The sequence below is a fragment of the Sphingomonas sp. FG14 genome (assembly GCF_057809675.1).
In genome coordinates, this window is sequence record NZ_JBMDKK010000004.1 from 35643 (window position 1) to 61582 (window position 25940).

Consider the following 25940-nt stretch of genomic DNA (forward strand, 5'->3'; position numbering starts at 1 on the left):
CCCCTTCCCGTTCCTATTTCGAGATTGCGATGGCAAAATATATCTTTTATAAAATATTTTTTGTCAACGTAGTGCCAAATGAGCCCGACGCGATATCCATTGCTGCTGTTCCTGCTCGGCATCGCGCTTGCCACGGCCGGCCGGGCCGCGCCCGCCGGGCAGCCGACCGGCAGCGTCGCGGGCATTCCCCGTGCGGCGCTGGAAAGCTTCGCGGAAACAGAGGTCCGGGGGCGGCTGGCCGGTGCCGGCGCGCCGGGCGCGATGATCGTCGTGGTCGATCGGCAGGGAAACCGCTACGAACGCGCCTTCGGCACCGTCGACGCGAGCGGCGCGACGCCGCTCGATACGCGGCGACACCTGTTCCGCATCGCGTCTGAAACCAAGGTCTTCACGGCGCTCGCGATCCTCCAGCTTGCCGAAGCCGGACGATTGTCGCTCGACGACGATATCGAAAAGCATCTCGGCGGCATCCGCCTGCGGCCCGCGGGCGGCGCGCCGATCACGATCCGCCACTTGCTTCAGCACCGTGCCGGCATCGGCAACATCCCGATGGTCGGCAGCGGCCTGCGCGACAGCCGCGACCATCCCGCGCTCGAAACCTATCTTCGGGAGAATGCGCCGAGACGCCTGCGCCCGCCCGGCAACGATCTCGCCTATACCAACGGCGCCTATACCCTGCTGGGCCGCATCGTCGAGACGGCGTCGGGCCAAGGCTATGAAGACTATATCATCTCACGGATATTCAGGCCGCTGGGCATGGCGCATGCGGGCTTTCCCAGTTCGGTGCCGCCGGACATGCCGATCGCCAGGGGCGTGCTTGTCACCGGCGACAAGAACATAGCCTTTCCCGCGGCGGACACCCGCACCCGTCCTTCCGGCGACGCGATCATGACCGCCGACGACATGGCCGGTTTTCTGGTGATGATGCTGAACGGCGGCCGGCACGACGAATGGCAGGTGATCGGCGACAGCGCGATCGCGGCATTCTATCGCGATTGCTGGTCGGCCGATCCCATGTTTGGCGGCCGCTGCCTGGGGCCGACCCGCATCCTGCGCGCCGGTTCCCCCATCTATCTCCACGGCGGCGACTACATCACCTCGCAGAGCAGTTGGTATATCCTGCCGGAACAGGGCGTCGCGCTCTGGGTCGGCAACACATCCAGCCGGCCGATCGACAACAATGTGTTCGAAGCCTTTCTGAAGCGCTTCCATCCGGCACTGGCGACACCGCACATGCCGCGACCGACTGACGCGGTGGAACGCGACCTTGGCGGCATCTACCGGATCAACAGCCAGAGCATGAGCGCTTCGGGGCGCTTCTTCGAACTGTTCTTGCCGTCGAGCGAATATGTGGTGGAGATGCAGGGCGACGGCATCGCCGTGAACGGGCGCCGCTATGTGCGGATCGCGCCCGATCTGTTCCAGGCTCCGGGCGCGCCCATGGTCGACGGCGACATGCTGCGTTTCCGCCGCGATGCGGGCGGGCGGGTGTCCGGGCTCCACTTCAACGCGCATTCGGCGACGAAGATCGCCGCCGCCGGATCGGCGCATATCGCGCGTTTCGATTTCGCCTTCCTGCTTGCCCTGCTGGCGATCCTGTCCTTCGCCGCCACGATCCGCGCGATCGCCTTGCGCAGGCAAGGTATGCGAAACGCCCTGCCCGCCGCCATCGCCATGGGCGGCCTGCTGATCGTCGCGGGCGCCGGCGCAGCGCTCAGCCTGCCGATGGCCGGGCCTTTCGTGATGTTCGGCTTTCCGCCGCTGTTCCGCGCCGCGCAGGCGCTGTGGGCACTTGGCGGCGTCGCGACGATCATCGGCGGCATCGCGCTCGCACGAGGTGCGCACCGAATCGACCGGGCCATCGCGATCGCGGCGGCGATCGCCACCGCGCTCTTCATCCTCCTGCTCCTCAGATGGGATTTTCTATGACCCCTGACATGCCTGTTTCCATAGGCGGCGGCGGTGCCGTGGCTGGCTATCCGGTCGGGATATTGTGCCTGCGCAGCACCCACCCGCTGCTGCCCGGCAATGTCCAGCACGCGCAAAGCTTCGACATGCCGGTTCTCTATCATGTCATCGATCTGGACGATCCGTGGCCATTGATGCGCGGCGAGCCGCAAATCGCCGCGATGCTGTCCGAAGGGGTCGAGGCGCTCGCCCGCCAGGGCGTCCGCGCGGTCGCGGGCGCGTGCGGATCCTTCGCTTATTATCAGAAACGGGTGTCGGAGACCGCGCCCGTGCCGGTTTTCCTGTCGATCCTCACCCAATTGCCCTTCCTGTTGCAGGCCCTGCCGCGCGACGCCCGCATCGCGGTGATCCCGGCGGTGGGCGAATCGATGAATGCCCGCATCTACGAACAATGCGGCATCGGCGATCCCTCACGGCTCCATGTCGCGCCGATGCGCGGTCGCCGGGTGTTCGACGCGCTGCTCGACGACGGCGTCATGGCCGATGTCGAGGCGCTGCGCCGGGAGACGGTTCAATGCGCCGTCGCGGCGGCGCGCGAACCGGGCGTGCGCGCGATCCTGATCCAGTGTTCGGAACTGCCGCCCTTCGCCGCCGATATCCAGGCCGCGACCGGGCTGCCCGTTTTCGACATGACCGCGCTCGTCCGCTGGCTCGGCCTGATCACGGACTGCCGGCCCTATTCCGGCTTCACCCGACATGTTTCCCATCCTTGAACGCAGGAGAACACACATGATTCCAGGTTATTCGCGCCCATCGGCCAAACGGAAGGTCGTGCTGACCTGCGCGGTCAGCGGCAATGCGCCGGTCAATCCACGCTACCCCTTTCAATATCCGATCACCCCCGCGCAGATCGCGGATACGGTGGCCGAGGCGGCCGCCGCCGGCGCGACGGTCGCGCATATCCATGTCCGCGATCCAGAGACCGGCCATGGCAGCCGCGATCCCGCGCTGTTCCGCGAAACCGTCGACCGCATCCGCCAGAACGGGACGGAGATCCTGATCAACCTCACCGCCGGCGCGGGCGCGCTGTTCCTGCCCGATCCCGAGGACGAGGCGCATGGCCTTCCCGAAAGCGACATGCTGTCCGCCGAGGGACGCACCGAGCATCTACGCGACTGCCTGCCCGATATCGCCTCGATCGACGTGACTACGGGCAACCAGGTGGAAGGCGATTTCGACTATGTCTATCTGAACACCCCGCGCACGCTGCGTCGCATGGCGGAGCTGTTCCGGCTTTACGGGGTCAAGCCGGAGATGGAGGTGTTCCAGGCGGGCGACGTGCTGTTCGCCAATCAGATGTATGCCGAAGGGCTGATCAACGATCCGCCGCTCTATCAGTTCGTGCTCGGCGTGAAATGGGCCTCGCCCGCGGAAACCTCGACGATGATGTATCTGCGCGATCTGCTGCCCAGCGGCGCGCATTGGGCCGGGTTCGGGCTGGCCCACCGACAGATGCCGATGGTGGCGCAGGCAGTGCTGCTCGGCGGCAATGTCCGCGTCGGCCTGGAAGACAATCTCTATCTCGATCGCGGCGTCTTCGCGACCAACGGCCAGTTGGTCGAACGCGCCCGCCGGATCATTGAGGATCTGGGTGAAGCGGTGGCGACCCCCGAGGAGGCCCGCACGATCCTGGGGCTGAACGGCGCGAAAACCACCGCCGCCTGATATGGTGCATCGCGGGGCGCGTCAGCGGCGCGCCCCGCGAGACCAGAGGATCAACATGGCGCCGGCTGTGGCCCACCCCGCCATCAGCAGCCATTCGACCGGCATGCCCGTGGCCCTCAACAGCGGCATGACAGCCGCCACCGATCCCATCGTCACCACCAGCAACAGCGCGATCACGATCGGCAGCGCGTTGCCCGGCACCCTGAATTCGGGCTCTGGCCCACCGGCTGCGCGTTCCTTCAGCAGCACGATCAGCAACAGGACAAAAGTGACCGCCAGACACATTGCGCACAGGTTGAGGATCGGCATGATCGCGCCCGGCCCGAGCAATACGGCGAGCGCCGCGACCGTCGCGAAGATCGCCACCGCCAGCGCCGGCGCGCCGCGCGCGTTCAATCGTGCGAAGACCGGCGGCAGGAACCCGTCGCGCGCCAACGCCACGACCAGCCGGGCGCCGATGATGAAGATGACGTTCCAGGTCTTGAGTAGCGACGCGATGGCGATCACGATCACCACATCGGCAAGCCAGGGCGCGGACGGGATCAGCGCACCGAACGCATGCGCGGTCGGCAGTCCCGCCGCGACGGTCTCCCGCCAGGGCGTGGAAGACGCCACCGCGAAGATGACGAGAATGTAGAAGAGCGTCGCCGCCGCGACCGCCGCGACCATCGTTCCCGCCACCGCGCGCAGGCTGACCCCATGCGCGCGTTCCTCGGCAACCTGCGCCGCCCCCTGGAACCCGTTGAGGAACAGGATGCCCAGCGAAAACACCCAGAACAGGCCGGACCAGGCGGGCGCGCCGTCCTGCCCTGTCCGGAACAGCGGCCGCGCATTCGAAAGGTCGCCAAGGGACAGGCCCAGGCCGACAAGGATCAGCGCGAACGCCAGGAAACCGTAGGTCATGACCTTCTGGAAGATGACGGTGGCGCCGCTGCCGCGCCCGTTCAGCCATGCCAGCAGCACGATGCCACCCATGCTCACCACCAGCCCGCCGACGCGGACCGGCTGGCCAAGCACATGATACAGGCTGGCGCCCTCGATCGACGGCGTCAGCGCGGACAGCAGCCAGACCAGCGCCGTCCCCTCGAACGCCGCGAGGCCGATGAAGTTGAGCAGCAGGAACCAGCCGACCAGGAACCCCGCGATCGGCCCCAATGATGCGCGCACATAGACGAATTCCGCGCCCGTATGCGGCATGCGCGCCGTAAGTTCGGCATAGCAGGCGCAGATAAGCGCCATGGCGAGGCCGCCGGCGGCGAAGGCAAGCGCCGCTCCACCCGGCCCGGCCGCGCCCAGCCATTCGCCCAATACCACCACCCAGCCTGATCCGACGATCCCGCCGAACGCCAGCGCGAAATAGCCCAGCCGCCCGATATGGCGACGGAACTGCGCCGTGCCGCTTCCGGATTGCGCGGGCGGCACGGTCTCACTCAGCTTTCCCACTCCACATTTCCATCGACGGACAATAGCTGCCCGGTGACGTGACGTGCAGCCGGAGAAATCAGATAAAGGACGGCCCCGACGATTTCCTCGATCGCGATCTTGGTCCGCATCGACACGAACGAAAGCAGCTCCGCCTCGATCTCATCGATGCGGCGGCCAATGTTTTTCGCACGCGCGGCGACGATCGAGCGAAACCGCTCATTGTCGATCGCTCCCGGCAGGATCGCATTCACCCGGATGCCGTGTGCGCCAAGTTCGCGGGCCAGATTGCGGGTCAGACCCTCAAGCGCGTATTTCGCGGCGATATAGGGCGTGCGCAATGGCAACCCGACCTTGGTCGAGCAGCTTGAGAAATTGACGATGCAGCCGCCCCGCGCCTTCATGCCCGGCACGACCTGCCTGATCGCGTAGAAGGCGGCACCGGCGGACCCCGCCATGATCCTGTTCCACTCCACGACCGTCGTTTCCTCGATGGGCTTGGGTTCTCCACCGATGCCCACGGTATTGATCAGGACATCAACCGTATCGCCGACCCCCTCGATTTCCCGGAAAAACGCCCCGACCGCCTGTGGATCGATGGCATCGACCTTGCTACAGACGATATCAGGGCGCGTCGCGGCCAGAGCGTCGAGATCGGTTTCAACGATATCGGCGACGTAAACCTTCAACCCCTGATCCGCCAGCGCGATCGCGATGCCACGCCCCACGCTCGCCGCGCCGCCCATGACGACCGCGATCTTCCAATCCGAATTCTGTTTCACCACGCCTCACTTTTTTAATATTTTATAAAATAATTGGCGCTTGGCAAGCCCGTTCTTCGATCGGCACGATCCAGCCAGTGCACTGGGGGCGGGAAGCGACCCGCTATTCGATCCGAACCGATCGACGGATTTCGATCAGGCGAATATCTGGCGAGCCGTCATCAACCCCAGACTTCGCCGAACACGCGGCTGAAGTTGCCGCCGATAACCTTGGCGATCACCGCGTCCTTGACGCCGGCCTGCGCCAGATCCCAGGCGATCACTTCCAGCCGGCGCGGAGTGTTCAGGCCCGGCGTGCTGAACGGCATGCCGCTGTCTTCGAGCGGAGCCGAGATATTGTTGCCGGCACGCCCGGCGATGAAGCGCTTGAGTTCGGCGCGATAGCCGTCGTCGTAGAGGATCGGCGTGATCGAAGTGTCGCTGCCGATGCCGACATGATCCTCGCCCGCCACCTTCAAGGCGTGGACGATGTGGCGCGTCACCAGCGCGCGGCTCGGCCCCAGCGTATCGACGCCCAGGAACGGCATGATGTAGATGCCGAGCACGCCGCCCTTCGCGGCGACCGCCCTGAACACCTCATCAGGCTGGCTGCGCGGATGATCGTACACTGCGCGGCAACCGGTGTGAGACAGGATGATCGGCTTGCTCGATTCGCGCGCGGCATCGAGCGCGGTCTGCGCATGCGAATGGGAAAGATCGACGATCGAGCGCCGCGCGGTGATCCGCCGGATCGCCTCGCGCCCGACCGCCTCGAGCCCCGGCGCCGGATCGCGCGAGAGCGATCCCGACCCGATGCTGCTTTCCTGATTATAGGTGAGCTGCATGATCAGGACATTGGCGTCGGCGAACTCGTCGATCAGGTTCAGATTGTCCTGCATCCATTCCAATCCCTGGAAGCCGAGCATGATGCCGAGCTTGCCGCCCGCCTTGGCGCGCTCGATGTCGGCATGGGTCTTGACCAGCATCAGCGTGTCCGGATGGCGGGCGATATCCTCCTTGATATTGGCGATACGCTCGCGCGTGCGATCAAGCGTCGGGCCGCCGACCGACATGTTGACGGCGGTTAACCCGCTCGCGCGTACGTTGCGCAATTGCTCCGCCGACAAGTCCTTGCCGCCGACGGGATAATTGACGTTGAAGGTATTGGGGCTGGCGAGACAGTCGATAGCGACAGAATTCCTGTAGAGCGCCTTGATGCGCGGCGGGATGGGCCCGGGATTGTCGGCAGGCGCATCCGCAGCCCAGGCGGCGCCGGGAAACAACCCCGCGCCGCCCGCGAGAGCCAGTCCGCCCAGCGCGAAACGGCGACGGTCCAGCCTGGGTGAAGAATGGTCGGTCATCATGGCCCCCGCAATTGTTCGTCGAATTTTCCGATTCGAAAACTGTCACGGCCAGGGCAAACGGTCAATCGAGCAGCGCGCTGTAGACCAGGGTTCGGATCTGCGGCCAAAGCGAGGCGTTGCCGGGATTGCCCATGTCCTGCGCCAGCGCCACCACGACCAGATCCTTTTCGGGATCGACCCAGAAATGGGTGTTGGCGGCACCGGCCCAGTAGAATGTCCCGGCCGAACTCATGAAGCCCGCTGCCGCTGAATCCTCGACGACGGCGAAGCCCAGGCCCCAGCCAAGCCCCCTGGCGAACCCCTCCCTCTGCTTGTCGTCGAGATGATTGCGGGTCATGAAGCCGATCGTCTGGGGCCCAAGCAATCGCCGACCCTCGAAGCTTCCCCGGTTGAGCAGCATCTGGCCGAACCGCCAGTAATCGCCGGCGGTGGTCACCATGCCGTAGCTTCCGCCCTTTCGGGGATGGTTGACGGCATAGCTATTGACCGACCAGGGCTGACGCAGGAACACGGCGTCGGCGGGCGGAGCATGCGCGTCGTCATTGCGCGTCAGTTTCCCATCCTTGCTCCAATAAAGCGTCGCCAGCCGATCGGCGCGGTCCGGCCCCACCCACCATCCGCTGTCGACCATGCGGAGCGGCTGGAGGATTTCGCGCTCGACAAAGCTGTCGAAGGGCATGCCGGAGAAGATCTCGACCAACCGCGCCTCGATGTCGGGCGCAACGCTGTAATTGTAGATACGGCCCGGCTGATAAAGCAGCGGGATGCCGGCCAGCCGCGAGGTCATCTCGGCCATGGTCACGTCCAGATCGAAGACCTTCCGTTTCACATATTCCTGATCGACCGCATTGGGATTGAAGCCATGGCCGAACCCTGCGGTGTGACGCAGAAGATCATGGATCGTCGGTTCGCGTTCCGCCGGCACCGTATCGCCCAGCGGCGATGTCGGCGTTCTCAGCACGCGAAGATTGGCGAGTTCGGGAATATATCTGGAAACGGGTTCGTCGAGCTGGAAATGCCCCCGCTCGTACAGCATCATCAGCGCCGTGGCCGCGATCGGCTTGGTCATCGAATAGGCGCGGAAGATCGTGTCGGGTGCCATGGCGCGCGACTTTTCGATGTCCGCATGGCCGATCGATTTGAGATGGACGATCTTGCCGTGCCGCGCGATCAGTATGACGATGCCCGAGATCTCGCCCTTCGCGACCTTTGCCTCATAGAAACGGTCGATCCGTTCGAGCCGCTCGGCCGAGAAGCCCGACCCGGCCTGCGAACCGGCGACGGGCGCGGCGGCGGAAAGCGGGACCGCAGCGCCGACCATCAATAGAGCCGCGAGAATCGAACCTCTCAAGCGCGTGAGCAAAACTTTCCCCCTTGCCGCATATGGTGCGACCGGGAGCTTATCAGCGACGATCCGTCAGGCCAGCTCTTTTGGCGGCTGGCATGATTCCCGGCCGTCAACTGGTGCCGACGCCCCGCCAATCGGCCATGACGCGCATCAGCACGTCGAGCGGCATCGCGCCCTTGAGCAGGCCTTCGTCGTGGAAGGCGCGCAGGTCGAAGCGCGGGCCCAGCCGGGCCTTGGCCTCGGTGCGCGCGGCGGTCCAGGCGCGCCAGCCGAGCATATAGCTGCAGGCCTGGGCCGGCTGGACGCAATAGCGCTGCACTTCGCGCACCGCCTCGGACTCGCTGTTGCCGAGCGTCGCGGTCATGTAGGCGATGCTCTGCTCGCGGGTCCAGCGCCGCGCATGGATCCCCGAATCGAGGACGAGCCGCGCCGCGCGGAACATCATCGAGGCGACATAGCCCAGCCGACCAAGCGGATCAGCGTCATAGGCGCCCATTTCGTCGGACAATTGCTCGGCATAGAGCGCCCATCCTTCGGAGAAGCTGGAGAAGAGCGGCATGCGGCGCAGGGTCGGCAGACCCTCCGCCTCGTTCGAGAGCGCATTCTGGAGATGATGGCCCGGCACCGCCTCGTGATAGACCAGGGTCGGCAGGTCGAAGCGCGGCCATTCCGCCATGTTGCGCAGGTTGATCGAGAACAGCCCGGGCCGTTGCCCGTCCAGGCTGGGCGGCTGATAGGTGGCGCCCGACGATCCCGCCTCGATCGCGACGGGCATGCGCTGGATGGTGACGCCCGCCTTGGGCAGATGCCCGAACGCGCTGGGCAGGCGCGCGAGCATCGCGTCGGTCATCCGCTGGAGATCGGCGATCAGCGCGGCGCGGCCGGCATCGCTGTCGGGATAGAGCTGGGCCGGATCGCGGCGCAGCGTTGCGATGCGTTGCGCGACGCTGCCCTGCGTCAGCCCCCGCGCCTTCAGGATCGCGTCGGCCTCGGCGGTCAGTTCGGCGACACGCTCCAGCCCGATCCGGTGGATCTCGTCACCCGCCAGGTCGGTGGTCGTCGCCGCGCGGATGGCGTAGCGATAATAGGCCTCACCTTGGGGCAGCCGCCAGACTCCGGCATCCGCCGTCGCCTTCGTCAGCGCACCGGAAAGCAGGTCCACCTGGCGCTGGAGCGCGGGATAGATTTCGCGCGCGACGATGCGTTCGGCGCGCACCTGCCAGTCGCCGGCAAGGCCCGCCGCCGACGCCCGCCGCACCAGCGCAGAGACCATGTCGCTCCGTTCGGGTGGCACACGCGTCAACTCGCTCAACTGAAGCAGGGTCGTCCGCAGCACGAAATCGGGCGGCACCACGCCTCTGGCGAAATCCGCGCGCGCGCGGTCGCTTTCCTGATCGAGCTGGACCGCGAAGGCGGAGAGACGCGAGAGATAAGCCTCCGCATCCGCCACCGTCTTTACCGGATGCTGGTTCTCCAGAAAGGACGGTACCGAGCGATAGGCGCCGCTCAATTGCGAGACGATATAGGGAATGGCGACACCGACATTGGGATCGCCATAACCGAAACCATAGCTTTGCAAGGTCGTATCGGCGAGGAACAGAGCGGACTGATGATTGACCCAGTCGGCGGGTGAAAGCGTCGCCGGATCGAAGCGGACGAGCCCCGCCTTCATCTCCGCGAACAATCGCCGCATCGCATCGGCGCCGGCCTGCGACCGATCGTCGAGCTTGCCGCGCGCGGCGGCGTTCGAACCGGTATCGAGCCCCGTGATCGTCATCAGTTGCGGCGAGGAGAGCAGCGCCTGGCGCATCGCCTCCTCAAGCAGGGCGGTGATGCCGTTGCCGGCGGCGGGCAGGATACGCGGCCATCCGGCAAGCAGGGCGACAGCGGGCAGCGACAGCAACGAACGGCGATTCAACATGGGCTGCGGTTTCCGCCTTCCCGCGCCGGAATGCAATCCGCCTGCGGCACGGCAAAGGTCGCTTGCGGCGGATCGCATCGTCGGGGCATGGTCTTCGCCATCGCCCATCCCAGCCGCGGAGCCCACCCCATATGATCCCATGTTCCGCGACCGTCCGGAAAACCCGATTCCTGTTCCGCATCGGCCTGGCGCTGGCCGTCGCGACGATGCCCGGCATGGCGCTCGCGCAATCGTCACCGAATACGCAGGCCGAGCGGCAGAAGGTCACTCCGTTCGACGCGGCCGCGTTCGACGCCAGGGTGGAGGCGATGATGCGCGACTGGAACCAGCCCGGGCTGGCCGTCGCGATCGTCCGTGACGGACGCATCGTCCACGAACGCGGCTATGGCGTGCGCAAGGCGGGCGGGAAGGACAAGGTCGACGCGCAGACGTTGTTCGGCATCGCGTCGCTCACCAAGAGCTTCGCGTCGGCGACCGTCGCGAAGCTGGTCGGCGAAGGCAAGCTCGCCTGGGACGCGCCCGTCACCCAATATCTGCCCTGGTTCCGGATGCCGCGCGACCGCGACACCGATGAAGTAACGCTGCGCGACCTGCTGAGCATGCGCAGCGGCATCGGCAGTTCGGAATATAGCTTCCGCCGCGCGAGCCTCGACCGGCGCGACCATGTTCGCCGCATCCGCTACCTGCCCCAGGTCCATCCGCTGCGTTCGGAATTCCTCTATACGACCGACAGCTATTCGGCGCTCGGCCAGGTCGTCGCCAGCGTCACCGGCAACATCTGGGAACGCTATGCCGCCGCCAGTTTCTGGACGCCGCTGGGCATGACGCGCACCAATGCCGACAGCCTGGCCGCACGCGCCGACGCCAATGCCGCCTCTCCGCACCTGCGCGCAGCGCAAGCCTGGCGGCCGATCGAATGGCGTTACGAGGACGAAACCGCGACACCGGCGGGCGGCGTCAACTCGAGCGCGCACGACATGGCGTTGTGGCTGCAATTCCAGCTCGCCGACGGCGGCAAGGGTGCACAGGCGCTGGTGCCGCAGGCCGCGCTTCACGAAACCCATATACCGCAGACGCCGGTACGCGGCGCCTATTCGGGTGACGACTGGGTCACGGTCGCCGGGCATGGCGAGGATCGCATCCGCTTCCGCAGCTATGCCATGGGCTGGTACGTCCATGATTATCGCGGCCACACGGTGATCTCGCATTCCGGCGGCATCGACGGTTTCCGCAGCCGCATGGCGTTCCTGCCCGACGACGGCATCGCCGTGATCGCGCTCGCCAATTCCGAGGAGACGCTGATGCCGCTCGCGGTGGTGCAGGCCGCGATCGACGATGCGCTGGGCCTGGGCGACCGGCAATGGAGCAGCCGCTTCCGCGCACAGGCGGCCGGCCAGCGCACCAAGGCGGAGACCGCGCAAAAGGCGATCGACGCCGCGCGCGCGACGGGCACCACCCCCTCGCTGCCGCTCACCGCCTATACCGGCCGCTTCGCGGACAATGGCGCGTTCGGCACCGCCACCGTCACGCTGGAGAACGGCCATCTCGTGATCGCCGCCGGCCGCGACCGCTACGACCTGGAACATTGGAACTACGACATGTTCAAGGCGCGGCCGCGCTGGCCCTATGAGATGGACTCGCGCAATTTCTTCGTCGATTTCCGTCGCGATCCGCAGGGCCAGATGGACCGGTTCGATTTCTCGACTGGCTATGCGTTCAAGCGGGTGCCATAGCTTGAGTTGATGGACGGTTTGACTCCGCCGCCAGCCAGGCGCAGCCTCGGCACCGGAGCAAGGATGACCCGAACCGATTCCCCCCATGCCGATATCGTGTTCGATGCGGTGCGTTCGGCGAGCAGCGCGGCGGTTTCGCCGGTGGCGGCATCATGGTGCCGATCGGCGCTGCATCATGGGCTCGATCCGACGGACCGCCGCGCACGCGAGCTGATCGATGCTTCGTCGCTGCGGACGCTGCGCGATGCGCACCGTCCCTTGCTGGATGTCGCCAATCCCGTGCTCGACCAGATGTTCCGATCGGTCGGACGCTCGGGCTGCGGCGTCATCCTGAGCGATGCGCACGGCGTGATCCTGGAGCGCCGGATCGGCGCCGGCGACGATGCCGAATTCTCGCGCGCCGGGCTCGCCATGGGCGCGCGCTGGGCGGAGGCGGAAGAAGGCACCAACGGCATCGGCACCTGCCTGTTCGAGGATCGGCCGGTGGTGATCCACCGCGACCAGCATTTCGCGAGCCGCAATATCGGGATCAGCTGCATGGACGCCCCAGTCCATGATCCGCACGGGCGGCTGGTCGCCGCGCTCGACATCTCCACCTGCCGCGACGATCATGGTTCGGCGATGGCGGAGATCATCATCGCATTCGTCCGCGACGCTGCCCGGCGAATCGAGCGCGACTATTTCTGCAGCCATTTCGAAGATGCCCGGATCATCTTCCTGGCAGACGATCCCGCGCACGGCACCGCCTTGCTCGCCGCCGACCGCGACGATCTGGTGGTCGGTGCAAGCCGGGCGGCGCGGCTGAAGCTGGGTCTGGACGATGCGATGCTCGCCGATCCGCGCCCGATCGATCAATTGCTGGGGCGCGAGCGGACGCCGTCGTTCGAGGATGGCGACCGTGCCGTCCTGCGCCGCGCGCTTGCCCAGGCCGGCGGCAACGCCAGCAAGGCTGCGCAGCTGCTCGGGATCGGCCGCGCGACGCTTTATCGGCGCATGTCGCGTGCGGGGCTGCGTCCATAGGCGCAATGGCCAGCTTGTCTCGATAATGAGACAGATGGAACCGGCGGTTTCGGCAGCGCGCTTCCGTCGCAAGTGCGATCGGCTCTAGTCTTTCGGCAAACGCCGGCAAGCGGCACTGTCTTGGGAAGAGGATCGGACGATATGGATATGCCCGTTCAAGATCGCGCATCGGCGCTGAAGGCGCCTTTCGCCGCGCGCTACGACAATTATATCGGCGGCCAGTGGGTCGCGCCGAAAGCCGGACGCTATTTCGAGAATATCTCGCCCGTCACCGGCAGGCCCGTCGGCGAGGTCGCACGATCGGATGCCGCCGATATCGAGGCCGCGCTCGATGCGGCGCACGCCGCCAAGGACGCATGGGGCCGCTCTTCCGCTGCAGAGCGCGCGCTGATCCTCAACCGCATCGCCGATCGGATGGAGGAAAATCTCGCAGCGCTCGCGCTTGCCGAGACCTGGGACAATGGCAAGCCGATCCGCGAGACCACCGCGGCCGACATTCCGCTGGCGATCGACCATTTCCGCTATTTCGCGGGCGCGATCCGCGGCCAGGAAGGATCGATCGGCGAGATCGACCAGGACACGATCGCCTATCATTTCCACGAGCCGCTGGGCGTGGTCGCACAGATCATCCCCTGGAACTTCCCGATCCTGATGGCGGCATGGAAGCTCGCCCCGGCGCTCGCCGCCGGCAATTGCGTGGTGCTGAAACCCGCCGAGCAGACCCCCGCATCGATCATGGTGTGGATCGAACTGATCGGCGATCTGTTGCCCCCCGGCGTGCTCAACATCGTCAACGGCTTCGGCCTGGAAGCGGGCAAGCCGCTCGCTTCGTCGAACCGGATCGCCAAGGTCGCCTTCACCGGCGAAACCTCGACCGGCCGGCTGATCATGCAATATGCCAGCGCCAACCTGATCCCGGTCACACTGGAGCTGGGCGGCAAGAGCCCCAACATCTTCTTCGAGGATGTCGCTCGCGAGGACGACGATTTCCTCGACAAGGCGATCGAGGGCTTCGTGATGTTCGCGCTCAACCAGGGCGAGGTCTGCACCTGTCCCAGTCGCGCTCTCGTCCATGAACGCATCTACGACCGTTTCATGGAACGCGCGCTCAAGCGCGTCGAGGCGATCATCCAGGGCAATCCGCTCGATCCCGCGACGATGATCGGCGCGCAGGCCTCCTCCGAACAGTGCGAGAAGATCCTGAGCTATATCGACATCGGCAAGCAGGAAGGCGCCGAATTGCTGACCGGCGGCGCCGCCGCCGATCTGGGCGGCGATTTGTCGGGCGGCTATTATGTGCAGCCGACCGTGTTCAAGGGCCATAACGGCATGAGGATCTTCCAAGAGGAGATTTTCGGGCCGGTGCTGTCGGTCGCGACCTTCCGGGACGAGGCGGAGGCGCTCGAGATCGCCAACGACACGCTTTACGGCCTGGGCGCCGGGGTGTGGAGCCGCGACGCCAATACCTGCTACCGCTTCGGCCGCGCGATCCGCGCGGGCCGCGTCTGGACCAACTGCTACCACGCCTATCCCGCGCACGCGGCGTTCGGCGGCTACAAGCAATCGGGGATCGGGCGCGAGACGCACAAGATGATGCTCGACCATTATCAGCAGACCAAGAACATGCTGGTCAGCTACAGCCCCAAGAAGCTCGGTTTCTTCTGACCGGCCTGGGCGGCCCCGGCGATCAAGATCAGGCCGTCGCGGCGCTGACCTTGATTGCCGGGTCGGCCAGTTTGACTGGGTCGACGGGCGCGGCCGAACGGATCAACCCCTTGGCCTGTCTGAGTTCGCTTGCCGCATTGACCGCGGTCGCGCCGACCAGTGACCCGCCGTCGAGATGGAAGACGGTGAAACGCCCCTCGGCGGGGTCGCCGCGCAGCACATCGCGTTCGGCCAGCGGACGGCCGACGGTCTGTACGGACAGATCATATTGATCGGTCCAGAACCCCGACAGCTCTGCGTAATCCTCTCCGCCCGAAACGATTGCGCGACCGACATGCTCGCCATGTGCCGCCGCATGATACCAGTTTTCCTGCCGCTCATGACGACCGGTGCGGGCGTTGTAATGACAGGCGACCTCGCCCGCCGCCCGTATGGCCGGATCGCTGGTACGGCCCTGGCCGTCGACGACGATCCCGCCGGGCGAGACCTCCAGCCCGGCTTCGACGGCAAGGCCGCTCGCCGGGATCACGCCGACGCCCACGATGACGATCTCCGCATCGATCATACTGCCATCGGAAAGCGTGAGCCGGTGATATGTGCCGTTGTGCGCCGCCGCGTGCAGGCCGGCGCCGCAGCATATCTTCACGCCTGCGGCGCGATGCCGTTCCGCCAGCACGTCCGCCATGGTCACCCCGCAGGCGCGCGCCATGATGCGCGCTTCCGGTTCGATCACCGTGACCGTGAGACCATGGAACACCGCCGAGGCGGCCGCTTCCAGGCCGATCACACCGCCGCCGACCACCGCGACGCGGCCACCTCGCAGGAATGCGTCGCGAAGCCGCAGCGCGTCGTCGCGGTCGCGCAGATAGAATATGCCGGGCGCGCCATGCGGCAGATCGGGCAAGACGCGCAGCCGCGATCCCGTCGCCAACACCAGTATGTCGTAGCCGAGCGGATCCCCGTCGCCGGCGAAAACCAGGTGGCTTGCCTCGCGATCGATGCCGACGACCGCACGGCCAAGCATGAGGCGGATTCCCGCCTGCGCATAATCGGACTCGTCGCGATAGAAGATCGCATCTTCCGCGCCCGGCGATTTCAGCACCTGCTTGGACAAAGGCGGGCGATCATAGGGGCGGAAAGACTCCGCACCGATCAGGACGATCTCACCGACGAAGCCCGCGGCGCGCGCGGCGAAGGCGCAGCGATCCCCGGCAAGCCCGGCGCCGACGATGACGAGTCGGTTTCCGATCGACTCACGCATGAAAGGCGACTCCCCCCATGCCCGACCCCCATTGGATCACCGGTTCATAATAGACGATCTCGCCCCGCGCCTGGTCGGGCAAGGCACCGGCCATGAACAGCCAGGACGCGATCTCCAGGCCGCCATTGCCGGTTTCGGCGAGGAGTTCGGCATTGCTGGTTCCCGCCAACCCACGTGCGCGTCCTTCGACCAAATCGCGCAGGATTCGCCAATCATAATCCTCAGCCACCCTGCCCTGTCCCGGCACGCGCAACCAGTGCGAAAGGCCGCCGCCGCCGATGACGACGACACGTTCGTCCGCCGGCCTCGCATCCTCGACATAGCTTCGCAGCGCTTCGCCCAGAGCGAAGCAGCGCGCCGGCGTCGGCGGCACGGGCATGGCGCTGTTGATGAAGATCGGCACGACCGGCCAGTCGCCTTGCGGATCGACGATCAGCTTGGTCAGCATCAATCCGTGATCGGGGCGCACCTCCTCGACCTGGATCAGGTCGAAGCCGGCCCCGGCGGCATGGCGGGCCATCCCTTCAGCGAAGATCCGATGCCCGGCAAAGGATGTTTGCGGAATGCCCATGTCCCCCCAGGGCGTGAAGCTATCGGCGATGCCGATCGCCAGGGTCACTTGCTGGCGCAGCGTGAAATTGTTGAGATGGTCTCCAGACGCCACCACCAGCACATCGGGGGCCAGCGCGCGCACCGCCGCGCGGATCGCCATCATGCCCGCGAACACCCGCTCGGCCTGATCCTCGACCCCATCGGGCGGGAACAGGACATGCGATGTGGCGAAACCGCCGACGATCCGTCCCATCAATTGTCCTCCGCGTTGGAGCCGGCAAGCAACCGGCCGATAAAGGAGGCCAGCGGTCCAGATGCGGGCGGCGGCCCCTTCGCATCGATGAGCATCCATTTCATTTGCAGATTGGGATGCACGCCCAGCCGCGTCATCGCCGCGATCGAACCATCGGCCAGCAGCGCCTGTTCGCCGATATTGATATCGTAGCGGGCATAGGTCGCGGCCGGATCGGCGCGATGGCGTTCGCGCGCCGCCGGGTCGCCGTTCAGATCCTGGATCATGCGATTGATGCGATAGCTGCCGGCCATCATCGCGCTCCGAACAGATCGTCGCGCAGGAACGCGGCTGTGACGGCCAGGAATTCGCCAGGCGCCTCGATCATCGCCCAATGGCCGACATGCGGCAGGACGAAGCCCCAGCTATTCTCGAGCAATTCGAGATAGCCATAGGTCCGCGCCAGGATCGCGACCTTGTCCTCCTTGCCGCCGACGACGAGCGTCGGCGTCTTGACCGCGGCGATCGCGTCGCGCTCATAGGTGAGCTTGGAGGAGACGATCGCCTTCAACGCCTTGCGCGCGCGCTCGTCCTGCATGAGTTCGTGACGATAGAGAACGGCCTGCTCGTCGATCGCATGGCCGGACGCGGTCAGCGCCTCAACGATCCGCCGCATCGCTTCGATCGTATAATCATAGCCGACCAGATGCTTCATATAGGATGGGTCTGGATTGGCGATGGCAAGCCCGGCACTGCCCATCAGCACCAGCTTGGCCACGCGTTCGGGTTGCTCCATGGCCACGCCAAGGGCGGTCGCGCCCCCCATCGAATTGCCGACCAGATGCGCCTGCGCGACACCGAGCGCATCGAGGAAGGCGATCAGATGGCGTGTTCGCCCGGCCTGGTCATAGGTATAGTCGGCCGGGTCGGGCTTGGCGGTGCGGCCGAAACCGGGCATGTCGGGCACCAGCACGCGGAAATGCCGTGCATAGGCGTCGATGCAGGAACGCCAATTGCCCCAGCCGTCCGCGCCCGCCCCGCCGCCATGGACCAGCACCAGCGCCGGACCGTCGCCGCCTTCGAGATAATGGGTCTCGAGCCCGTCGGCTTCGAGCATGCGCGCGGCGAAGCCCGGATGGACGATCGGGGCCAAGCTCATCGCAGGTCTCCAGGAGACTGGACGCCACGATTATGCGCGTGGCACAGCTCGCGCCACTTGACGATGGGCATGTCGCCTTCGATCAGCATTTCCCGCAGCCAGGCGCCGTCGTCCTTGTAAAAGGTCTGGAGCGCCAGCCGCGCCTCGATATCCTGATTGTTGAAGCCATCGAGCGAGATCGGTTTCCAGCGGTTCCAGAATTCCTGACGATGGGCGTGCGCCTCCGCCTCGGTCGCGCAACGCTTGCCGATCATGATCAGGTAATAATGATTGTCCTCGTCGATCGGGACATACCATTCGAACTGGTGCCTGCCCGCATCGGGGAAATCGTCGACGCGCAGCACCCCCGGCAGCCACAGCGACGCGGCGGTCGTACGTGTCGCGCTTCCATCGGTCTTTGGGCTGCGCACGCCCTTGACCACCACTTCACCGCCGATCTCGCCGTCCCACAGGATATTATGGTGCGCGAATGGATCATAAATGCCCTTGGGCGCACCTTCGCTATCGTGAACGGAGATCTGGCCCGATTGGGCGGTATGCCCGATCGGCAGCGACCGCTGGGTGTCCGCAACCAGCGGCGAACTGCGGTGGATATAGACGTGCAGGCCGTCAAAGCCGTTCTCGCAACCGACGCGCCAATTGGACGGGACGACATAGGAATCGCCCTCCAGCACCATATCGTCGTCGAGCAGCATCGGCGGTACGTCCTCCGCCAGCGGATGGGGTACGGCCCCCTCGTCGCCGACGAAGATGAACACGATGCCCTTGGCTTCCTCGACCGAATAGGTGCGCAGTTTCTGCCGCCCGATCGCCTTGCTGTCGGGCGAGGCCAGGATGTCGGTCAACATGCCGTCGTCCCAGCGATAGGTGAAGCCATGATACCAGCAGGTGATCGTGCCCTTGGTGTAGCATTCGATCTTCTGCGAAAAGGGTACGCCGCGGTGCAGACAGCGATCGCGAATGGCATGGATCGTACCGTCAATCCGTTTGAGCAGGATCTTTTCGCCGCAGACCGTGACCTGCACGACCTGCGCCTCCGGCACGTCGCGCGACAGACGGACCGGATACCAGTGGTTTCGAAACCCAAGCTTCGCCTCAAGATAATCGCGCCAGCGCGGTACCTTCTTCAACAGCGCCTCATCGACGAACGTCGACCTCTCCATTCCGATACCCCTGCCATGAAATGAATGCATTTAATGGATGCAGTATGCACAAAATGAAAAGGCTGTCAAAACCTGTTCGTGCATCCATTAAGAGGTTACGCTGATCGGAAGAGCCATATATACGAGCTTTCCCAAGGGCCTTCCGACGAGACGAGGGAGCGAGAAGAGTGGCAAAGGCAGCAACGCAGGTCGTACAAGGACGACGCTTGCGCGATCAGGTGTACGACCTGATCAAGGAAGATCTGAAGGCGGGCAGCTTCGAGCCACACCAGCGCTTCTACGAGTTCGAGCTTGCCGAAAAATACGGCGTTTCGCGTACGCCGGTGCGCGAAGCGCTGTTCCAGCTGATCCGCGACGGCCTGCTCGTCAGCGAGGAACGCGGCTATACCCTGCCCGTCGATACCCCGAAGCGTTTCGCCGACCGGATCGAGGTCCATATCCTGCTCGATCCCCGGGTCGCCTTCTACGCCGCCACCAAGAACGATCCGGAAGCGGTGAAGGCGCTCCGCAAGGCCTATGACAAGGCGAAGCGCGCGCACGATACCGGCAAATATGCCGTCTATGTCGACGCCATCCACCAGTTCCGCGTCGGCACGCGCGAGATGTGCGAGAACGAGCCGCTGCGCCGCTGCGCGCTGATGATCGAGGACCAGTTCCTCCCTGCCCGCAACGAGCTCTTTAAAAAAGACAGCTATCGGGAAATGGACCTCGACCATAACGATCGCATCCTCAGGGCAATCGAGGCCGGCGACGGCCCCGCCGCCGAAGAGGCGACCCGCAACTATATGCTCGAGGTCAGCAAGCTGGTGATCAGCACGCCCGAGGATTTCGGCAGCAGCGAGCCGGTTCAGGTCAAGCGCCGGCCACGCAGGCCACGCACGACCGAATGAGGCGAAGCACGCCGGGCACCGCGATGCCCGGCGCACATCGTCATTCGACCCGCATCCGCGATTCGAGGCCCTGGGCGAAATCGACGTTGCGATCGAGGATCATGCCGGCCGATCGCACGCGATACAGGTCGGCGCCGGTCGCGGCCATGGGCTCGATACCCTGCTCCAGATCGCGCGCCATCTTCAGCAGCAGGCGGCGGAAGCGGACGATCGCCGCGTCGCCCGATCCCAGGGTTTCGCGTGACCGATCGACGATCGCCCCCATGCTTTCCTGGATCGCCGCGTCCTGCGCCCCGATCCCGCGAATGCCGGTGGTGCTGCGCAGTCGCTGATGTTCGCGATCGATCAGATAATCGTTGCGGTTGTTGGCGACGGGCATGAAATCGATCTCGTCGACCAGTTCGGCATGGATCTCATGCGGATCCTGCTCTCCTTCCGCGAAGTCGCGTTCGGGATGCCAGGTCATCGTGAAGGTCCATGTGTTGTAGTCGTCGATCGGCGTCCAGGCATGGCCGACCACGGGCTCTCCGTCCCAGCGTGCGATCATGGTGTGGAACGGCAGCAGGAACTGGGTGACGCGCCAATAATAGTCGCTTTCGCTCGCGAGCCGCCGCGCGCCGACCATGAAGCCGTAATCGGTATCGCGCACGAAGAAGCGCGGCGCCGTATCCCTGGCCATCAGCGGGAGATTGGGATTGATCGGCTGCTGGCGCTGGCGAAAGGGCACTTTGGTGTCCGGATCGAGCAGGCTGTGGAGAATGCCGACATGCGATGAATCGATCCCGCCTTCGACCGCCTGCGCATAATTGTTCTGCTGTAGCCGCTTCGAAATGAAACGCCGATGCGCCGGCACAATGCCCCATTCGAACTGCGGAATCTCCGGCGGCAGCCTGTCCGGATCGCCCATATAGGCCCAGATCACGCCGCCCCAGTCGCGCATCGGATAGGATTTGATCCGCACCTCCGCAAGTAGCGGCGTGTTGGCGGGTTCAGCCGGCATCTCCATGACATTGCCGTCCACGTCGAACTTCCAGCCATGATAGGCGCAGCGAAGCCCGCATTGCTCGTTGCGGCCATAGTAGAGATCCGCACGACGATGCGGACAGTAGCGATCGACCAGCCCCGGCCGGCCAAGCGTATCGCGGAAGGCGATCAGATCCTCGCCGAGCAGGCGGACGCGCCGGGGCGGCGCATCGGCCTTCAGTTCGGACGAGAGCATGAAGGGAAGCCAGAATCGGCGAAAGGCGTTTCCCATCGGCGTTCCCGGCCCGACACGGGTCAGCAACTCATTCTCTTCCGCACTCAACATCGCTCTCTCCCTCACAAACCCCATGATCCGATCCGACAAGGCCGAGCGCCAGGAACATGCTGCCCCGCTGCCCGCGCGCCGCGGCCAGCCCCTGCGCGACCAACAGTCGCGACAATACGGATAGAAGCGACCGGATCACCATAACGTATACCGCATACATTAAATAAGAGGTTCTCCGCAAGTGGGCGGGATCGTCCCGCCGTCGCGTCTTGCGCGTTCGCCAAAGTGAATGTACGTATACTGCATCCATTAAACGCAAGGCGAGAAATATGGCGAAGATCGTTCTGGGTATCGGCTCATCCCACAGTCCGGCGCTGCTGATGGAGCCTCCGGCCTGGCGCGCGCGCGCCGAGACCGACGACCGCAATTTCTTCGTGCTGCATGATCACAGCGGCGCCCGGGTGGCGTTCGATGACCTGCTCGAACGCGCCGATCCCAGCCTGGCCGAGGAAATTGCCGATGACAGGATGGACGCCCGCCACGCGGCGAACCAGCGCGCCATTGCCGAAACCGCGCACCTGCTCGCCGACGCTGATCCCGATCTCGTCATCATCATCGGCGACGATCACAAGGAGGTGTTCAAGGACGACAATATGCCGGCGCTGTCGGTCTATTGGGGCGAAACCGTGCCCTATCGCCCGCAAGGCATCATGAAGTGGAAATATGATCCGACGCTGAAACAGGAATTATGGTATGGACAGGAACCGGTCGACTATCCGGTCGCGTCCGGCCTCGCCAATCGCCTGATCGGGCAATTGATGGCCGCTGGCTTCGATCCGGCACATTCCAGATATATGCGCGACGATCAGGCGATGAGCCATTCGTTCGCTTATGTCTATCGGCGGATGATGCCCGAAAAACCGTTCGCGAGCATTCCCGTGAGCATCAATACCTATTATCCGCCCAACAATCTCCACCCCTTGCGCGCCTATCGCCTGGGCGAGGCGATCCGCGCCGCGATCGAGGCCTGGCCCGAAGACCTGCGCGTCGCGGTGGTGGCGACCGGCGGGCTCAGCCATTTCGTGGTCGACGAGGCATTCGACCGGGCCTTTATCGAGATCATGCGCAACGGCACCGCCGAAGACCATGCCAATCTTCCGCTCGAAAAGCTGCAATCGGGCAATTCTGAATTCCGCTGCTGGTCCGCGCTGGCCGGCGCGGTGCAGGGCATGGAGATGGCGTTGATCGACTATGTTCCCTGCTATCGCAGCCTTGCCGGCACCGGTTGCGGCATGACCTTCGCAGCCTGGCGCTGAGATGGCCTTTGTCGATCGCGGCGCCAGCCGGCTCTATTACGAAAGCGCGGGCACGGGCCCGGCATTGGTGCTGAGCCATGGCGTCGGCGGCAATCATGCGAGCTGGTTCCCGCAGATCGCGGCGCTGGCGGGCCGATTCCGCATCATAAGCTGGGATCATCGCGGCTTCGGCCTTTCATCCGATGCCGAAGGCCTGGGCCGCGCGGGCTTCATCGACGATCTGAAGGCCGTTCTCGACGCCGCCGAGGTCGATCGCTGCGTATTGATCGGCCAGTCGATGGGCGGCGGCACCAGCCTGGGCTTCGCGTGCACCTATCCAGACCGGGTTGCCGGGCTGGTGATGGCCGACAGCCTGTCCCAGGCGATATTGCCCGCCGAAATCGCTTCCAGGATGGCCGAGAATGCGGCGCTGACCGCCGATCTTCCGCAGATCGCGCGCGTGCTGGGTGCAACGATCCAGCGCGAAGCGCCGGCTGCGGCCACGCTCTATTCGCAGATCGCCGGCTTCAACGCGACCAATCTGCGGACGCTGCGAGGCAAGATGCCGTGCTTCGCGGCGGAAACGCTTTCCGCCACCGCCATTCCGACACTCTTCATCGTCGGCGAGGAGGATATCCTGTTTCCGCCCTGGGCCGTCCGCGCCTTTCAGCAGCAGGTCGCCGGATCGCGCTATGTCGAGCTTGCCCGCACCGGCCATTCCGCCTGTTTCGAACGCCCCGACGCCTTCAATGCGACGATCGAAGCCTGGCTGGCCGATATCGGTTACGTGCCCGGCTGATCGCGACGCCGCGGCGCGCGATCAGCCATGTCCGTTCATGTGCCGACGCGCAACGGAGAGCTCAGGCTGCGGAGGGCGGCGATCACCGACAGCGCGGTGACCTTGCCCGTTGCCGGCTTTTCGGGGGTCGGTATATTCTCGATCATCATCTCGAAACGGACGCTGTCGGCATCCACCTTGATCAGATGAGTATTCCGCTCGCGCGTGGGATCCGCCCAGATCTCGAGCTGCGTGCGATCCGGACCGATGCCCGCGAGCGCCAGCGAGGCCGCGACGTTGACGTTCGCCGGAAAGCCGGCCGCGCCTTCGCGCGCCGTTCCGGCGAACACCCGAAGCGGTTCGGAGAGCGCGTCGATATCGATGCCGTTTGCGGCCAGATAGGGCGCGCCGAGCAACGAACGCGGCGGCTTGCGCGTGATCATCGTGACCGAGAAGATCTCTCCTTCCGCCGCCGCCCGAACGGCATCCAGGCCGAGCAGCGCCCCCGTTGCGAGGATGATCCGCCCGCCCGATTCGCGCGCCAGATCGACGACGCCTATATTCTCGATCAGCGCGGCTGCGCTGACCGTCACCACCTGTCGGCCGGCGGCCAGGGCGGGGGTGACGATACCGAGGAACGCCGCGGTCGGCGCGCATTCGATGATGACGTCGCAGCGGGCCGCCAGCGCTTCCGCCGAGACGACGTCCACCGGCTCCGCAAAGGCGGCGAGCGCCGCGCGCGCCTTTATCGGGTCGCCGCTCGTCACCGCTTCCAGCCTGGCCCCCTCGATCCCCTGCCCCAATGCGCGCGCAACCGACTTCCCGATCACGCCAAAGCCCGCGATTCCAACCTTCAAGCAACCCTCCATCAAAAAGACCGCATCCCGGACGCTCCGGGCTGGACATATTTAATGGATGCGGTATACATTATTTCACGAGAGACAAAAGCCAATTATTCCAGAGGAAAAACCGATGTCCGCCCCCAGGCCGATCGACGCGCCGACACTTGCCGCGCCGCGAGACGACGCGATGCGACTGTTGTGCGAGCAGGCATATTCGAACGGCAGCTGGGTGACAGCGGCGGCACGGATCGCGGTCTCCAATCCCGCGACGGGCAGAATCATCGGCAGCGTGCCCAACCTGCCTGCCGCGCAGATGGATGCCGCCATCACGGGTGCGGCGGACGCCTTGCCCGCGTGGAAGGCACTGCTGCCGCGCGAGCGCGGCGCGCTGCTTCATGACTGGGCCGACGAGATTCTGGCGTCGAGAGACGCACTGGCCGCGCTGATGACCGCCGAACAGGGCAAGCCGCTCGCCGATGCCGCATCCGAGATCGACTATGGGATCGGCTTCATTCGCTGGTTCGCGGAGGAAGCGAGCCGCGTCTATGGCGAGATGATCCCAAGCCATCTGCCGAACCGAAAGCTGCTGGTGCAGCGCGAAGCGCTGGGGGTCGTCGGCCTCGTCACCCCATGGAACTTCCCTTCGGCAATGCTGGTGCGCAAGGCATCTGCCGCGCTCGCGGCGGGCTGCACGGTCGTCGCGGTTCCGTCCGACGAAACGCCGTTTTCGGCGCTTGCGCTCGCTAGGCTGGCCGATGATGCCGGCATCCCTCCGGGCGTCTTTTCCGTCCTGACCGGCGATCCGATCAACCTTGTCGGCGCCCTGTGCGGCGACTCCCGCGTTCGCGGCCTGTCCTTCACCGGATCGACGCATGTCGGGCGGATCCTTGCGGCGCAATGCGCACCGACGCTCAAGCGGTTGTCGATGGAACTGGGCGGGCACGCACCGTTTCTGGTTTTCCAAGACGCCGATGTCGTTGCGGCGGCGGAAGCGGCGGCGGCCGCGAAATTCCAGACCAGCGGGCAGGACTGCCTCGCCGCCAACCGCATCTTCGTGCATCGCGATATCTACGACGTCTTTGTCGCAGCTTTTGCCGCCGCCGCGGAGCGGATCACCGTCGGCGACGGCGCCGATCCGGGGGTGGAACTCGGCCCCCTCATCAACCGCCGAAGTTTCGACAAGGCGGCGGACCATGTCGCGGACGCCATCCGGAAAGGCGCGCGCCTGATCACGGGCGGCGGCCCGCATGCACGCGGCGGACTCTTCTTCGCGCCAACCGTGCTCGCCGATGTGACGCCGGCGATGAGGATCATGCACGAGGAGACCTTCGGCCCCGTCGCCGCGCTGCTTCCCTTCGACGAGGAAGCGGCAGTGATCGAAGCCGCCAATGCCAGCGAATATGGCCTGGCCGCCTATGTTTTCACCAACGATCTGGCGCGGGCGCACCGCCTGGCCGATGCGCTCGAATACGGCATGATCGCGGTGAACACCGTTTCGATGACGGGTGCGCCGATCCCGTTCGGCGGCATCAAGCAATCCGGACTCGGCCGCGAAGGCTCCCGCCACGGGATCAACGAATTCACCGAACTCAAATATGTGTGCGTGGGCGTGCCGCCCGCCACATCGTCCATGTCACAAAAGGGGGGATAAT

At 65.2% G+C, this 25940-nt stretch carries 22 protein-coding genes; 10 read left to right on the top strand and 12 right to left on the bottom strand.

The window, feature by feature from the left end:
- Positions 1-78 precede the first annotated feature (78 nt).
- From ACODTA_RS15315 to ACODTA_RS15325, 3 genes are read left to right on the top strand one after another with little or no spacing between them, the layout of a single operon-like run.
- The gene (locus tag ACODTA_RS15315; protein ID WP_489066823.1) at positions 79-1929 is read left to right on the top strand and encodes a serine hydrolase domain-containing protein; all 1851 of its coding nucleotides are present in this window, start codon (positions 79-81) and stop codon (positions 1927-1929) included.
- Between the two features lie 8 nt (positions 1930-1937).
- Entirely contained in the window at positions 1938-2681 is a 744-nt protein-coding gene (locus ACODTA_RS15320) for an aspartate/glutamate racemase family protein (RefSeq protein ID WP_489066824.1), read from the top strand.
- A gap of 16 nt (positions 2682-2697) precedes the next feature.
- Positions 2698-3633, top strand: a complete 936-nt coding sequence (locus ACODTA_RS15325) for a beta-keto acid cleavage family enzyme (protein WP_489066825.1) — start codon at positions 2698-2700, stop codon at positions 3631-3633.
- Positions 3634-3654: 21 nt separating this feature from the next.
- On the opposite strand, the gene ACODTA_RS15330 is transcribed toward ACODTA_RS15325, so the two are convergent.
- From ACODTA_RS15330 to ACODTA_RS15350, 5 genes are all read right to left on the bottom strand, one after another.
- Positions 3655-5076 (bottom strand): APC family permease, encoded by a 1422-nt coding sequence (locus tag ACODTA_RS15330; RefSeq protein ID WP_489066826.1) that lies wholly within the window; start codon positions 5074-5076, stop codon positions 3655-3657.
- On the bottom strand, positions 5064-5840 hold the full coding sequence (locus tag ACODTA_RS15335; protein WP_489066827.1) for an SDR family oxidoreductase: 777 nt from the start codon (positions 5838-5840) through the stop codon (positions 5064-5066). Before ACODTA_RS15335 ends, ACODTA_RS15330 begins: the two co-directional genes overlap by 13 nt.
- A gap of 158 nt (positions 5841-5998) precedes the next feature.
- Positions 5999-7177 carry a dipeptidase gene (locus ACODTA_RS15340; RefSeq protein WP_489066828.1) on the bottom strand — a complete coding sequence of 393 codons (1179 nt, stop codon included), beginning with the start codon at positions 7175-7177 and terminating at the stop codon, positions 5999-6001.
- 64 nt (positions 7178-7241) lie between these two features.
- Positions 7242-8501, bottom strand: coding sequence for a serine hydrolase domain-containing protein (locus tag ACODTA_RS15345; RefSeq protein WP_489066830.1), 1260 nt, complete (start codon positions 8499-8501; stop codon positions 7242-7244).
- Positions 8502-8637: 136 nt separating this feature from the next.
- Entirely contained in the window at positions 8638-10449 is a 1812-nt protein-coding gene (locus ACODTA_RS15350) for a DUF885 domain-containing protein (RefSeq protein ID WP_489066831.1), read from the bottom strand.
- Between the two features lie 131 nt (positions 10450-10580).
- Here ACODTA_RS15350 and ACODTA_RS15355 point away from each other — a divergent pair, with 131 nt between their 5' ends.
- The 3 genes from ACODTA_RS15355 to adh all read left to right on the top strand — a co-directional run bounded on the left by ACODTA_RS15355 (position 10581) and on the right by adh (position 14867).
- The gene (locus tag ACODTA_RS15355; RefSeq protein WP_489066832.1) at positions 10581-12182 is read left to right on the top strand and encodes a serine hydrolase; all 1602 of its coding nucleotides are present in this window, start codon (positions 10581-10583) and stop codon (positions 12180-12182) included.
- A gap of 63 nt (positions 12183-12245) precedes the next feature.
- Complete coding sequence (locus ACODTA_RS15360; RefSeq protein ID WP_489066833.1) at positions 12246-13202, top strand: GAF domain-containing protein; 957 nt, start codon at positions 12246-12248, stop codon at positions 13200-13202.
- A 147-nt stretch (positions 13203-13349) separates the two neighbouring features.
- Positions 13350-14867: an aldehyde dehydrogenase gene (adh, locus tag ACODTA_RS15365; protein WP_489067117.1), complete on the top strand. Its 1518-nt coding sequence runs from the start codon at positions 13350-13352 to the stop codon at positions 14865-14867.
- 28 nt (positions 14868-14895) lie between these two features.
- Here the strand turns inward: adh and ACODTA_RS15370 are convergent, their stop codons facing one another.
- From ACODTA_RS15370 to ACODTA_RS15390, 5 genes are read right to left on the bottom strand one after another with little or no spacing between them, the layout of a single operon-like run.
- Positions 14896-16128, bottom strand: a complete 1233-nt coding sequence (locus tag ACODTA_RS15370) for an NAD(P)/FAD-dependent oxidoreductase (RefSeq protein ID WP_489066834.1) — start codon at positions 16126-16128, stop codon at positions 14896-14898.
- Positions 16121-16933: a DODA-type extradiol aromatic ring-opening family dioxygenase gene (locus ACODTA_RS15375; protein WP_489066835.1), complete on the bottom strand. Its 813-nt coding sequence runs from the start codon at positions 16931-16933 to the stop codon at positions 16121-16123. Before ACODTA_RS15375 ends, ACODTA_RS15370 begins: the two co-directional genes overlap by 8 nt.
- Complete coding sequence (locus ACODTA_RS15380; protein WP_489066836.1) at positions 16933-17226, bottom strand: hypothetical protein; 294 nt, start codon at positions 17224-17226, stop codon at positions 16933-16935. The genes ACODTA_RS15375 and ACODTA_RS15380 overlap by 1 nt, the downstream gene beginning before the upstream one ends.
- On the bottom strand, positions 17226-18071 hold the full coding sequence (locus tag ACODTA_RS15385; RefSeq protein WP_489066837.1) for an alpha/beta fold hydrolase: 846 nt from the start codon (positions 18069-18071) through the stop codon (positions 17226-17228). Before ACODTA_RS15385 ends, ACODTA_RS15380 begins: the two co-directional genes overlap by 1 nt.
- Positions 18068-19234, bottom strand: a complete 1167-nt coding sequence (locus tag ACODTA_RS15390; protein WP_489066839.1) for a Rieske 2Fe-2S domain-containing protein — start codon at positions 19232-19234, stop codon at positions 18068-18070. Before ACODTA_RS15390 ends, ACODTA_RS15385 begins: the two co-directional genes overlap by 4 nt.
- Before the next feature lie 167 nt (positions 19235-19401).
- On the opposite strand from ACODTA_RS15390, the gene ACODTA_RS15395 reads away from it, so the two are divergent.
- The gene (locus ACODTA_RS15395) at positions 19402-20124 is read left to right on the top strand and encodes a GntR family transcriptional regulator (protein WP_489066840.1); all 723 of its coding nucleotides are present in this window, start codon (positions 19402-19404) and stop codon (positions 20122-20124) included.
- A gap of 40 nt (positions 20125-20164) precedes the next feature.
- Here the strand turns inward: ACODTA_RS15395 and ACODTA_RS15400 are convergent, their stop codons facing one another.
- Positions 20165-21433, bottom strand: a complete 1269-nt coding sequence (locus tag ACODTA_RS15400; RefSeq protein WP_489066841.1) for a Rieske 2Fe-2S domain-containing protein — start codon at positions 21431-21433, stop codon at positions 20165-20167.
- A gap of 269 nt (positions 21434-21702) precedes the next feature.
- Here ACODTA_RS15400 and ACODTA_RS15405 point away from each other — a divergent pair, with 269 nt between their 5' ends.
- Complete coding sequence (locus ACODTA_RS15405) at positions 21703-22689, top strand: DODA-type extradiol aromatic ring-opening family dioxygenase (RefSeq protein WP_489066842.1); 987 nt, start codon at positions 21703-21705, stop codon at positions 22687-22689.
- Between the two features lies 1 nt (position 22690).
- Positions 22691-23467, top strand: coding sequence for an alpha/beta fold hydrolase (locus ACODTA_RS15410; RefSeq protein ID WP_489066843.1), 777 nt, complete (start codon positions 22691-22693; stop codon positions 23465-23467).
- Positions 23468-23502: 35 nt separating this feature from the next.
- Here the strand turns inward: ACODTA_RS15410 and ACODTA_RS15415 are convergent, their stop codons facing one another.
- Positions 23503-24303 (bottom strand): aspartate dehydrogenase, encoded by an 801-nt coding sequence (locus ACODTA_RS15415; protein ID WP_489066844.1) that lies wholly within the window; start codon positions 24301-24303, stop codon positions 23503-23505.
- 115 nt (positions 24304-24418) lie between these two features.
- On the opposite strand from ACODTA_RS15415, the gene ACODTA_RS15420 reads away from it, so the two are divergent.
- On the top strand, positions 24419-25939 hold the full coding sequence (locus ACODTA_RS15420) for an NAD-dependent succinate-semialdehyde dehydrogenase (RefSeq protein WP_489066845.1): 1521 nt from the start codon (positions 24419-24421) through the stop codon (positions 25937-25939).
- Position 25940 lies beyond the last annotated feature (1 nt).

Bases quoted from the DNA above. Each gene is read 5' to 3' on its own strand.
- ACODTA_RS15315 (WP_489066823.1), top strand. From the start codon at position 79: ATGAGCCCGACGCGATATCCATTGCTGCTGTTCCTGCTCGGCATCGCG.
- ACODTA_RS15320 (WP_489066824.1), top strand. From the start codon at position 1,938: ATGCCTGTTTCCATAGGCGGCGGCGGTGCCGTGGCTGGCTATCCGGTC.
- ACODTA_RS15325 (WP_489066825.1), top strand. From the start codon at position 2,698: ATGATTCCAGGTTATTCGCGCCCATCGGCCAAACGGAAGGTCGTGCTG.
- ACODTA_RS15340 (WP_489066828.1), bottom strand. From the start codon at position 7,177: ATGACCGACCATTCTTCACCCAGGCTGGACCGTCGCCGTTTCGCGCTG.
- ACODTA_RS15345 (WP_489066830.1), bottom strand. From the start codon at position 8,501: ATGGTCGGCGCTGCGGTCCCGCTTTCCGCCGCCGCGCCCGTCGCCGGT.
- ACODTA_RS15350 (WP_489066831.1), bottom strand. From the start codon at position 10,449: ATGTTGAATCGCCGTTCGTTGCTGTCGCTGCCCGCTGTCGCCCTGCTT.
- ACODTA_RS15355 (WP_489066832.1), top strand. From the start codon at position 10,581: ATGATCCCATGTTCCGCGACCGTCCGGAAAACCCGATTCCTGTTCCGC.
- ACODTA_RS15360 (WP_489066833.1), top strand. From the start codon at position 12,246: ATGACCCGAACCGATTCCCCCCATGCCGATATCGTGTTCGATGCGGTG.
- adh (WP_489067117.1), top strand. From the start codon at position 13,350: ATGCCCGTTCAAGATCGCGCATCGGCGCTGAAGGCGCCTTTCGCCGCG.
- ACODTA_RS15370 (WP_489066834.1), bottom strand. From the start codon at position 16,128: ATGCGTGAGTCGATCGGAAACCGACTCGTCATCGTCGGCGCCGGGCTT.
- ACODTA_RS15375 (WP_489066835.1), bottom strand. From the start codon at position 16,933: ATGGGACGGATCGTCGGCGGTTTCGCCACATCGCATGTCCTGTTCCCG.
- ACODTA_RS15380 (WP_489066836.1), bottom strand. From the start codon at position 17,226: ATGGCCGGCAGCTATCGCATCAATCGCATGATCCAGGATCTGAACGGC.
- ACODTA_RS15385 (WP_489066837.1), bottom strand. From the start codon at position 18,071: ATGAGCTTGGCCCCGATCGTCCATCCGGGCTTCGCCGCGCGCATGCTC.
- ACODTA_RS15390 (WP_489066839.1), bottom strand. From the start codon at position 19,234: ATGGAGAGGTCGACGTTCGTCGATGAGGCGCTGTTGAAGAAGGTACCG.
- ACODTA_RS15400 (WP_489066841.1), bottom strand. From the start codon at position 21,433: ATGTTGAGTGCGGAAGAGAATGAGTTGCTGACCCGTGTCGGGCCGGGA.
- ACODTA_RS15405 (WP_489066842.1), top strand. From the start codon at position 21,703: ATGGCGAAGATCGTTCTGGGTATCGGCTCATCCCACAGTCCGGCGCTG.
- ACODTA_RS15410 (WP_489066843.1), top strand. From the start codon at position 22,691: ATGGCCTTTGTCGATCGCGGCGCCAGCCGGCTCTATTACGAAAGCGCG.
- ACODTA_RS15420 (WP_489066845.1), top strand. From the start codon at position 24,419: ATGTCCGCCCCCAGGCCGATCGACGCGCCGACACTTGCCGCGCCGCGA.